We start from the raw sequence: 7,740 nt of genomic DNA on the forward strand, positions 1-7,740 counted from the left end.
GCTAGTAGACTGCGAGGTAAAATCAAAAACCTTGTAGACGAATTGCACAAGAAAACTGCTCGATTTTTGGTTGATAACTTTGACATGATTTTACTGCCAACCTTTGAAACATCCCAAATGTCTCAGAAGGCGAAACGACGAATTAGATCAAAGTCAGTGCGCCAAATGTTAACACTCTCTCACTACCGATTTAAGTGTTTTCTCAAGCATAAGGCTTTTGAAACTAATAAAGTAGTTATGGATGTCAACGAAGCGTACACATCAAAAACAGTCAGTTGGACTGGTGAAATCATCCCCAACCTTGGTGGTGCTAAGTTCGTTAAGTCTCCATCTGATGGGCGGGTAATGAGCCGGGACATAAATGGTGCGCGAGGGATTTTCCTACGTGCATTGGTTGATGCGCCCTCTCTTAAAGAGTGTATTTGTTAGTGAATGTTAGCAAAAAAGTATCGGTTTGATTCAAATAATCAGGTAATTTTATATGATTATAGTCATGAAAAGCGGTTCCCCAGAAATGGAAATCAACCGCATTAGCCAGGAACTTACTACCTGGGGACTCATACCAGAAAAAATCATCGGTCAACACAAGGTGGTAATTGGTCTGGTAGGTGAAACAGCCAGTTTAGACCCGTTACAGATTCAGGAACTCAGCCCATGGATCGAGCAGGTATTGCGGGTGGAGTTACCATACAAACGGGCGAGCCGCCAGTTTCGACATGGACAAGCCTCTGAGGTAGTGGTTAATACTCCCAATGGTGATGTTGTATTTGGAGAAGACCATCCCCTAGTTGTTGTTGCTGGCCCTTGCTCGGTAGAAAATGAAGAAATGATCGTGGAAACGGCCCAGCGGGTGAAAGCCGCAGGAGCGAAGTTTTTACGTGGTGGAGCCTATAAACCTCGCACTTCGCCCTATGCCTTCCAAGGTCATGGTGAGAGTGCTTTAGAACTGCTGGCTCAGGCACGGCAAATAAGTGGTTTAGGTATTATTACTGAGGTCATGGATGCTGCGGAACTGGATATGATCGCCGAGGTAGCTGATGTGATCCAGGTGGGAGCTAGGAATATGCAAAATTTCTCCCTGCTCAAAAAGGTGGGGGCGCAACCAAAACCAGTTCTATTAAAGCGAGGCATGGCTGCTACTATTGAAGATTGGTTGATGGCAGCTGAATATATTTTAGCGGCGGGAAACTCCAATGTAATTCTATGTGAACGGGGAATTCGGACTTTTGACCGCCAACACACTCGCAATACTTTAGATTTATCAGTTGTGCCGGTATTGCGGAAGCTCACTCACTTACCGATTATGATTGACCCAAGTCATGGTACTGGCTGGTCGGATTTTGTGCCAGCAATGGCTATGGCTGCGATCGCTGCTGGAACCGATTCCCTGATGATTGAAGTCCACCCCAACCCAGCCAAAGCTTTATCTGATGGACCCCAATCTCTGACACCAGAACGTTTTGATTCCTTAATGCAGGAATTAGCAGTGATTGGTCAGGCTGTGAGACGTTGGCCCCAACCGGTGGTTGCTACAGCTAACTAGGAGTGTTTGCGGCACGCTAAGGCGTAGCGTGCTGCTGGCTTTACCTTCTTCTACCAGAACCAAAAGAGCGACTGGGACTACGTGTAGAACGTCCACCAGAACCAAAACCACTACCAGTATTGCGTCTAGTGGTACCGGATCTATTAGAAGGTCTGAGATTACTGCTACCAAAACCGGAACCAGAGGGGCGATTGGTGGTATTCGTCGGTGGTGTAGTGCGTACGGTTGAACTACCAGGGGATGATCTTCTAATGTTACCTGTGGTGCGGAAAGTCGTGCGGTTGCGCTCCACTGCTGGTGGTGCATTGTAGCGAGTCCGATAGTTATTCACTGCTTGATTATAGGTACTACCATAACCACCGTAACCAGTTAGCACCCCTCCTGATTGATAAGCAGGTGGTACATAGTATTGGGGTCTAAATAACATATTACCGATTACCTGACCGGCGATGTTACCAGCTACAGCGCCGGCAAAAGGTGCCCAGAAGTTGCTTTCTCGTCGCACTACCACTGTTTCTTGTTGTCCTGTTTGGGGATTGGTTTGTGTTTCAGTGACGTTGTGGACGTACTCAATTTTAAAGTCTTCGGTCATATACAAGGCGGGTTCTCCGTTTTCCACCTTCAAAGAAGTCTTTTTTCCCTCCTGGATTTGTTCATCGGTGAGCCTTGCCATTTGCAAATTTTCAGTTTTAAAGGTTGGGGGTCTACTGTTGAGTAAAAACAGTGTATACTCCCCAGTGCCATCGTCAAAACTAGCTTGTTGCACCTGATACTCACCATCATTGAGCTTGCTAGCTGTAGAGGTGGGGCTAACACTTCTAGTTTCAGGGGTGGTTTGGTTAGAATTACCACAGGCTACGGTTGTTAAGCACAAAGTCAGTGCTAAAAAAATCACTGTAAATTTTCGTAATATGCTCATGAGCGTTTTACTATGTTCTATTTTTCAGCTTAACAAGGTTTTATGGGGGTGGGAATGTAGAGACTACCCAACCAGTTACAAGGGAATTAATTCTGGGTAATATTGCAACAGCTGATCATTAGTCAGTTGATCTCCTAACTGTGCTGGGGAGAAATGTACTTGAATGGCGCGCAGTTTTTCTTGATAGTGCAGATTGATTAAAGCTTTTAAACCATCTTTTAATGCGGGGATGTTGGACAAGTCTGCTTCTAAATTGGGAACTTCTCCTTCATAGGCTACAGTCAACATCACAATCACATTCCGGGTTACAGGTATGGAAAAAGATTGATCTGAACCTGAATTGGAACTGGTATCAAAGTCTGCGCCGTAGCGTTGGGCGGAATCACTAAATAATTCGTTGACGTAATCTCCCGCTTCACCTTCATCCCAAAATACGTCGCCTTCATTGGCAGCAGACAGCCAAGCTTGATCATATCGCAAGAGGGTTTCGCAAATTTCCACTAATCCTTCTCCCAGTTCTTGCAGGTCACCTTCAGCTTCTATGGCATCCCTAGCTGTACTATTTAATACTCCTAAAATCGGTGCAACCTCAGATCCGGCTAGATGTAAAAACAAGCGACAAACTACATAGCGAGTTCGACCCATCATTCTATTAAAGGCACGCATTTACTTGCTCCATAATTTTGAATAGTACACTAATAAGTGTGACACAAGTATTGTTGATGTATGCACAAAATACATATAGTGTTTCTGGCTTGAATAGGTACACTAACCCTATAGTTAAAATCTAAGAAGATGAAAATTGGGATTCTAGGACTGGGACTCATCGGTGGTTCTTTGGGTTATGATTTGCGATCGCTTGGTTATGATGTTTTAGGGGTGACTCGTCAGGAGTCTACCTGTGAACGTGCGATCGCTCTTGGTATTGTTGATCAAGCATCTGTGGACATGAGTTTATTAGCCGCCGCAGATGTAGTATTTATTTGTACACCCATAGGTATGATTATACCGCAATTCCAGCAGCTAATTAATTATTTACCTGCCACTACTGTGATCACTGATGTTGGTTCAGTTAAAGCCCCCATAGTCCAGAAAATCGCCCCTATATGGGAAAATTTTATTGGTGGTCATCCCATGGCCGGAACAACAGATAGTGGTATAGATGCGGCTCAACGGCATTTATTTATGGGTAGACCCTATGTGTTGACACCAGATGCTACCACACCCAAAACAGCAATTTCAGTTGTAGCAGAAATTGTGCGATCGCTGGGGGCTAATCTTTATTATTGCCCACCGGAGCAACATGACACAGCGGTGAGTTTAATTTCCCATTTACCTGTCATGGTGAGTGCGTCCTTAATTGCTACTTGTATGGGCGAAACAGACTCCCAAGTGTTGCAACTAGCCCAAAACCTTGCTAGTTCAGGTTTTCGCGATACCAGTCGTGTGGGTGGCGGTAATCCGGAATTAGGAGTAATGATGGCACAATATAACCGCCAAGCATTACTGAGTTCACTACATCAGTATCGCCAAAGGCTAGATGAGTTGACTAACCTGATTGAACAGCAAGATTGGCCAGGTTTGCAGTTAAAGTTAGAGTCCAACCGGAATGACCGACCCAAATTTGTTGACTAATCTTGGGTTGGGTCTCCCTAGTGATGATCAAATTCTAGGACCTCTTGTTAGCATCTACAGGCATTATAGATGTAGATATAGAAAGATAAATTTTCAAATGACCATATACTTTTACAAGGTGTGGCAACCTTATGGCTGTTTTTCTAATTTTTCTCCCCACGGGATCACAATTCATGGTACTTACTGGCCCACTGTAGAGCATTATTATCAAGCACAAAAATTTGTTGGCAGTGTAGATGCAGTTATTATACCTGTGATTCATGCAGCCGAAACCCCGGAAGTAGCAGCGGCTTTAGGCCGCTGTCCTACTCGCCAACTGCGTCCAGACTGGGAGATAGTCAAAACCCAAGTTATGGGACAAGCTGTACTGCAAAAGTTTCTGACTCATGGCGACATTAAAGAAATTCTTTTGAACACAGGTAATCAAACCCTAGTGGAAAACTCCCCCAATGATTATTTCTGGGGTTGTGGAGTACAAAAAACCGGTCAAAACCATCTTGGGAAAATTCTTATGGCTGTGCGTGAAGAAATCCGCTCATCACAACTTTCTACGGTATTTTTAGGGGGACGTAAGTTAGATTAATTACAGATTAGTGGAAATTGCCTGTACTGGACAGGTAGGGATACACTGTTCACAGACAATACAGCGCGATCGCGTGAATGTCAACTTATATGTTTCCGGTTGTAAGCTCAGGGCTTCTGTAGGGCAGACCCCAGTACACAAACCACAATGTACACAGACATCCTCATCAATGACAATTTCACCTAGGTTGTGAGAAACATTGATATGGCGCGATCGCATCCACTCAATAGCTTCATTTAAGCGGTCAATATCTCCAGACAATTCTACCACAAGTTTGCCAATTTGGTTAGGAGCCACTTGGGCGCGGATAATATTGGCAGCAACGTTAAATTCTTTAGCCAGTAAGTAAGTAACTGGCATTTGAATAGCCCGTTTAGGAAAAGTGAGAGTAACTCGTTTTTTCACAGGTTCAGTAAAGACTTTAGTTTTTTTTTAAATTTTAACTCTGGGGCGATAGGGTAAGCGCTGCTGTTCAAGGCGATCGCCATTCTATATACTCCCATTCCCCGTGGTTAGCCATAAGGCTTTGTTGAAGTTATGTAAAAGGGTGTTGAAAAGGATGTATAATCAATGGAGAATATCCATCAAAGATTGAAATTAGGACAAAAGCTTAACTTTTAGCATCAGGAGGACAAAACAATGACAGTAACACTTACTATGTCGTCCCTCTACGCTAAACTATCCAAAATTGGGTTAAACCAACACTATGTAAAAAATAATGGTTTACCAAGTTGGTGGAATGATGAACTCAACGATAAACCCATAGCTGTGTTAGAAGGGGCTGGTTATATCGCTGATCACCTTAACCTTAACTTAGAATCCTTGTTGGTAGAAGAAAACATTAGGTTTAATTCCTCCCCTCCTACTAAGTTTAAGCAGCATAACAGCAGAAATCAGGATCACCCTTATCTAGCTCAAGCTTTAGCTAGTCGGGTAGCTGAGTTAACTGCCTACGGTACGGAAGCCAATTTTACATCTTTACCCACTGATGTTAAGAAAATTAGAGCAGAAATTTTAACAAATCATACCACTGTTAATTTAAAATCCTTACTCGAATATTGTTGGAGTAAGGGCATAGTTGTTGTTTATTTTAACAATTTCCCTCCCAAGATCAAGAAGTTTGCTGCATTAATTCAATGGAGGTTTAATAGTCCTGTAATCATTCTCAGTTCCCAACATAAATACTCTGCTAGATTAGCTTTTGACTTAGCCCATGAATTAGGTCACTTAGCATTAGGACATCTAAAAGAAGGTATTTTAGTTGATGAAGAAATAAAGTATGATTGTAATCAAAATGATGATGATGAATGTCAAGCAAATAAATTTGCTACTCAGTTATTATTAGGTGATTGTGATAATTGTTTAGAAGATCAGCGTATTCTTCACCATAACCAGTTAATTAAGTACGCTCAATTAATCTGTCAAAAAAATCCTCATGTTCATGTGGACTCAATTGTACTTAATTATGGTTGGCATACAAAGAAAAACTGGGGTTTTGTTCAGAAAGCTTTAAAGAAATTAGACTCCTTAGCTAATGGTCAACAAATTGTTAATGAATATTTAGCTGATAGATTAGACTGGGACAAGTTTAATGATGAAAGCTATGAGTATTTAGAAAAAGTCTTAGGAGTTTAATTTTGTCAGGGTCATTTTACTGTTTAGATAATGATATTATTCTTAAACTGGCTACCTGCGATTTATTTAATGAAACCCTGATGACATTTGAGATTAATGCAAGTCAAATACAAATACTTGATAGTTTCAAATATAAATTTGATGTAAACAGGCAAATTAAACGTAGAAGAGGGAATAAAGCCGACAATAATTATACAGAATTTGATATTAAAAAAGCATTAGAAATCGTTGAAAATTGTGCAACTCTTTCAGAGCATAATCCTAATATTGATAGAGATATTTATTTGAGACTGATGGATTCTTGTAGAAGAAGCAATGATAAAAAAGATACAATTGATCAAGGAGAAGCAATTTTAATCAGTTATATTTTCTACCTGAGTCAACAGGGTTATACCAATAATTATTTATTAACCCACGATAAATGCTGTTTAAGGGCTTTAATAAAGTCTGGTTTTACTGAGATTATTCAAAATCTTGAGGGTAGAATTTGGTGTTTAGAGCAATTGATTTTTAAGTATATTGAAAAATTTGGTTTTGATATAATACAAACAAAAGTTTACCCTAGCCGATATTGTGACCAGAATATAAAAATGATATTTGGTTATAGTATCAAAGCAACAGAAGAGGTAGTAAAAGAAAATTTGAACAGAGAAATTATAGTATTAAGACGAGAGACTGGTAACTTACTTTATCCTTATCCCTAATTCTTATAGCATTTCCCATGCTCGTGAGGTACAAAGTTTTTTAGTTTGAGGGAACACACCGAACACACCGAACACCGTAATAGGAAATTTGTGTATACTTCATTAACCTGAAAAAGGTGCGCGCTGCTGTTATAGGCGATCGCCCCCGTCTCAAAGTTCCCATCACCACTTCCGGGGTTGAAAATCCGGCTCATTTAAAATCACCACATCATCACCGCACAGACCCAAAACAAATAAACCTTAACCAGAACGGTGTAAAATTTACATTTAATGCTACATAGAGATCCGGGGGTTAGAAACCCCCGTCTAATAGCTAAAGTCAGATAAATCTGACTAAAAAATCATGTATGTGATCATAGTCTAGACCGCCAATAAACCTTTGCGTACCTTTGCGCCAAACTTTGCGCCCTTTGCGTTTAACAACAGATAGTGGATATAAACGAATAGATGATAGATCAGATAGGAGTTTTATCTCTACCCTAAGATAGATGACAAACTTACAGTTATTCTAACTTAAAGTTATTTACACTTGTATAAATTTTAATAAACTGTCTGCTAAATCACTGTCAGCTATCCTCTATATTTAAATTTCTGCCCTTGTATATCCCCTAGTTTCCCCATGTCCAGACTTTTGATTAGCCAGTACCAAGCAGAAGTAGCCAAAATTATTCAGTTTGGCGGTTCCCGCAAAGAAACTTCTATTCGCGTGGCTTTTCAAAAC

General features: G+C 40.9%; 10 protein-coding genes. 7 read left to right on the forward strand and 3 right to left on the reverse strand.

The window, feature by feature from the left end; genetic code table 11:
• Both PN457_RS09625 and aroF read left to right on the forward strand, forming a co-directional pair.
• On the forward strand, positions 1–429 hold a 429-nt coding region (locus tag PN457_RS09625), incomplete at its 5' end, for a zinc ribbon domain-containing protein (RefSeq protein ID WP_271732965.1).
• A gap of 52 nt (positions 430–481) precedes the next feature.
• Positions 482–1,543 (forward strand): 3-deoxy-7-phosphoheptulonate synthase, encoded by a 1,062-nt coding sequence (gene aroF, locus PN457_RS09630; protein ID WP_271732967.1) that lies wholly within the window; start codon positions 482–484, stop codon positions 1,541–1,543.
• A gap of 40 nt (positions 1,544–1,583) precedes the next feature.
• Here the strand turns inward: aroF and PN457_RS09635 are convergent, their stop codons facing one another.
• On the reverse strand, positions 1,584–2,462 hold the full coding sequence (locus PN457_RS09635; protein WP_271732969.1) for a hypothetical protein: 879 nt from the start codon (positions 2,460–2,462) through the stop codon (positions 1,584–1,586).
• Positions 2,463–2,537: 75 nt separating this feature from the next.
• Positions 2,538–3,128 (reverse strand): DUF1517 domain-containing protein, encoded by a 591-nt coding sequence (locus PN457_RS09640; protein ID WP_271732970.1) that lies wholly within the window; start codon positions 3,126–3,128, stop codon positions 2,538–2,540.
• A 129-nt stretch (positions 3,129–3,257) separates the two neighbouring features.
• On the opposite strand from PN457_RS09640, the gene PN457_RS09645 reads away from it, so the two are divergent.
• Together PN457_RS09645 and PN457_RS09650 are read left to right on the forward strand one after the other, a co-directional pair.
• A complete protein-coding gene (locus PN457_RS09645) occupies positions 3,258–4,097 on the forward strand; it encodes a prephenate/arogenate dehydrogenase (protein WP_271732972.1) in 840 nt (279 codons plus the stop codon).
• 97 nt (positions 4,098–4,194) lie between these two features.
• Positions 4,195–4,680 carry an NADAR family protein gene (locus tag PN457_RS09650; protein ID WP_271732974.1) on the forward strand — a complete coding sequence of 162 codons (486 nt, stop codon included), beginning with the start codon at positions 4,195–4,197 and terminating at the stop codon, positions 4,678–4,680.
• Here PN457_RS09650 and PN457_RS09655 read toward each other — a convergent pair whose 3' ends face one another.
• Positions 4,681–5,085, reverse strand: a complete 405-nt coding sequence (locus tag PN457_RS09655; protein ID WP_271732976.1) for an NIL domain-containing protein — start codon at positions 5,083–5,085, stop codon at positions 4,681–4,683. It lies immediately after the preceding gene.
• A gap of 234 nt (positions 5,086–5,319) precedes the next feature.
• Between PN457_RS09655 and PN457_RS09660 the strand changes: the two genes are divergently transcribed.
• The 3 genes from PN457_RS09660 (at position 5,320) to PN457_RS09670 (ending at position 7,300) form a co-directional block, all read left to right on the forward strand.
• Positions 5,320–6,315, forward strand: a complete 996-nt coding sequence (locus PN457_RS09660) for an ImmA/IrrE family metallo-endopeptidase (RefSeq protein WP_271732977.1) — start codon at positions 5,320–5,322, stop codon at positions 6,313–6,315.
• Positions 6,316–6,395: 80 nt separating this feature from the next.
• Positions 6,396–7,019: a hypothetical protein gene (locus tag PN457_RS09665; RefSeq protein ID WP_271732979.1), complete on the forward strand. Its 624-nt coding sequence runs from the start codon at positions 6,396–6,398 to the stop codon at positions 7,017–7,019.
• Between the two features lie 116 nt (positions 7,020–7,135).
• Positions 7,136–7,300: a hypothetical protein gene (locus tag PN457_RS09670; RefSeq protein ID WP_271732981.1), complete on the forward strand. Its 165-nt coding sequence runs from the start codon at positions 7,136–7,138 to the stop codon at positions 7,298–7,300.
• Positions 7,301–7,740: the final 440 nt, after the last annotated feature.

Origin of the sequence: Anabaenopsis arnoldii (genome assembly GCF_028331025.1) — a bacterium.
GTDB classification, from domain to species: Bacteria; Cyanobacteriota; Cyanobacteriia; order Cyanobacteriales; family Nostocaceae; genus Anabaenopsis; species Anabaenopsis arnoldii.

What these genes read in the sequence shown, in the direction of transcription:
- PN457_RS09640 (WP_271732970.1), bottom strand. Translation starts at nt 3,128, where the DNA reads ATGCGTGCCTTTAATAGAATGATGGGTCGAACTCGCTATGTAGTTTGT.
- PN457_RS09665 (WP_271732979.1), top strand. Translation starts at nt 6,396, where the DNA reads ATGACATTTGAGATTAATGCAAGTCAAATACAAATACTTGATAGTTTC.
- PN457_RS09650 (WP_271732974.1), top strand. Translation starts at nt 4,195, where the DNA reads ATGACCATATACTTTTACAAGGTGTGGCAACCTTATGGCTGTTTTTCT.
- aroF (WP_271732967.1), top strand. Translation starts at nt 482, where the DNA reads ATGATTATAGTCATGAAAAGCGGTTCCCCAGAAATGGAAATCAACCGC.
- PN457_RS09645 (WP_271732972.1), top strand. Translation starts at nt 3,258, where the DNA reads ATGAAAATTGGGATTCTAGGACTGGGACTCATCGGTGGTTCTTTGGGT.
- PN457_RS09635 (WP_271732969.1), bottom strand. Translation starts at nt 2,462, where the DNA reads ATGAGCATATTACGAAAATTTACAGTGATTTTTTTAGCACTGACTTTG.
- PN457_RS09660 (WP_271732977.1), top strand. Translation starts at nt 5,320, where the DNA reads ATGACAGTAACACTTACTATGTCGTCCCTCTACGCTAAACTATCCAAA.